This window comes from Dolichospermum sp. UHCC 0259 (genome assembly GCF_009711935.1).
Lineage (GTDB): Bacteria > Cyanobacteriota > Cyanobacteriia > Cyanobacteriales > Nostocaceae > Dolichospermum.
On the sequence record NZ_VIKX01000302.1, the window covers coordinates 1 to 1,937 of the forward strand.

4 protein-coding genes are annotated in these 1,937 nt (G+C 36.7%); all 4 read right to left on the minus strand.

Going from position 1 to position 1,937, the window contains the following annotated elements; genetic code table 11:
* Nucleotides 1-239, minus strand: a 239-nt coding sequence (locus FJR05_RS24450) for a hypothetical protein (protein ID WP_168646502.1), incomplete at its 3' end; no start/stop codon positions are given.
* 75 nt (nucleotides 240-314) lie between these two features.
* Nucleotides 315-686: a hypothetical protein gene (locus FJR05_RS24455; RefSeq protein WP_174783845.1), complete on the minus strand. Its 372-nt coding sequence runs from the start codon at nucleotides 684-686 to the stop codon at nucleotides 315-317.
* Nucleotides 687-996: 310 nt separating this feature from the next.
* Entirely contained in the window at nucleotides 997-1,380 is a 384-nt protein-coding gene (locus FJR05_RS24460) for a type II toxin-antitoxin system VapC family toxin (protein WP_168646503.1), read from the minus strand.
* Nucleotides 1,377-1,685, minus strand: coding sequence for a hypothetical protein (locus FJR05_RS24465; RefSeq protein ID WP_168646504.1), 309 nt, complete (start codon nucleotides 1,683-1,685; stop codon nucleotides 1,377-1,379). Before FJR05_RS24465 ends, FJR05_RS24460 begins: the two co-directional genes overlap by 4 nt.
* Nucleotides 1,686-1,937 lie beyond the last annotated feature (252 nt).

A 1,937-nucleotide genomic window follows, 5' to 3' on the forward strand; every position in this document is an offset into this window, starting at 1 on the left:
CTCCTATCCCTGTTACTTCCTAATTCCTTTTTAGTGGGGGAGTGTGAACAGTTACCTTTTTGTTGCTGTGCTGATAGTGCTTTCGATTTCCAAAGGTCTCGACTTGCACTTAAGTCTCTGATCTTGATTTCCATTCCTCTCATTTTTCTCTGTTTTTCTGCTGCTCTTTTTCTCCACTGTTCTCGACCTTTTTGAAATAGCCGGACTAATCGGCTTTCTGAACTTTTAAATCCTTCCATACCCTTATTACCTTTATTTTGCTTTTCTTTCTTCCCTAAAACCTTTTTATGAGCTTTCAGGTATCCTTTTTTCTATCATACTTTCTGCATGAAGGAAATCCCTGGTTTTCCTGTCAAAATTAACACACTAGTACCAGACCACAGGGTAACTTTATTGTGTTTGTGTTCTTTGATTTGTTTAAATGCGAGGTTAGTGGCTGCTAGTTTTTCGCTGACACCGCAGACTTTACCAGTGGTGATTTTGCCTTTACCCGTACCACTGATTTGCAGTAGTATTAAAACTACCAGCAGTCCAGCCATCATTGTCCAACCTTGGGGGTTGTTGTACTGTTGCAGGAATTTACTGAAGTCAATATTGGCTAGTGTTGGTTGGTAAGTTGGTAAGCTAATTAGTGCTGTTTGAGTGGTGAGATGGTGGTTTGGTAAGTTTTGCTGGTAAAGGTTCATGGCAGTTGTGTATGGGTTTACCAGCAATTTTAGTGATCAAGGTAAAGTTAGGGTATTGACCTTTTGGATATTTTTTACTAACTCCAATAAAAGCTCCACATCTCACCTAATTTTCTGCACGATAAACAGATATTTATACTTTACAAGATGGATATCTACAACACGCTCTGCATCCCGTAAAGAACGTAGACAAGAGAGAGTAGCTATCGCAAAGAACAACAAAAATACATAAAAACCAGAGCCTTCTACCATACCACAAAAATAATTATGGAAGAGATTGAATATAGATAATCTATTTTGCACAACTAATTTATGATTCAGTTATTAACAACGGGACATCATAAAATTTAAACTTTTGATCTACCGTAATTATAGTTAACCCTTCTACCAAAGCCTGAGCAATTAACATTCTATCAAAAGGATCTTTATGATACATTGGTAAGTCAGCAACCTTTATTCCATGTGCCAACGTCATCGCTAAAATCTCTAAATTACTAAAGCGTAAAGCCTCCTCTAAATTACTAGGAGCTATTAACTTTCCTAAAGACTGTTTAATAGAAATTTCCCAAGCACTAATAGCACTAACAAAAATTAAATTCTCACGATTAGTAATTACTTCTCGTACCTGATTTGACAACTTAGAATCATTTTCTAAAAACCATAACAGGATATGAGTATCTAGCAGAAAACTCATTGTTCTTCTCCATAAAAAGCAGCAATCACTTCTTCTGAAGTGTCATCAAAATCATCAGAAATCTTAACCTGTCCTTGCCAAAAACCTGCAACCCTTGGTTCTAAAGTACCTTCATTACTCATCACTATCGAACTATGATTTAAACCCGCTTTTTCAACTGTAGGTTCTGCTTGAGATAGAGGCAAAACTTTTGCCCAAGGAACTCCCTGACGAGTTAGGGTAATTTCCACATGATTTTGGATATCTGATAATAAATCAAGTAAATTATCTGATAAGTAAGCAATATCGAAAGTTTTTTCTGACATTGTTATTTCTGTCCTACTCACTATAAATATTATATAGCAATCTGGTTTAATAATCTCCTTTTGTAGCCGCTGGCTGAGAACGCAATTCTAAGAGGGTATTTGAAAAGTCATGCTGTAGCTTGCCTAGAGTAGCGTAGTGTTCCACTTTACTCCACATGACTAATGCTCCCGTAAAGGATACAAAATGACAATTATACCTGACAGGGGGACAAGAAGCAGAAAAAGCTTATGTAGTAGGAGATACAGAATGTG

Excerpts from the sequence above, each read along its gene's own strand:
- FJR05_RS24455 (WP_174783845.1), bottom strand. The coding sequence starts at position 686 with ATGAACCTTTACCAGCAAAACTTACCAAACCACCATCTCACCACTCAA.
- FJR05_RS24460 (WP_168646503.1), bottom strand. The coding sequence starts at position 1,380 with ATGAGTTTTCTGCTAGATACTCATATCCTGTTATGGTTTTTAGAAAAT.
- FJR05_RS24465 (WP_168646504.1), bottom strand. The coding sequence starts at position 1,685 with ATGTCAGAAAAAACTTTCGATATTGCTTACTTATCAGATAATTTACTT.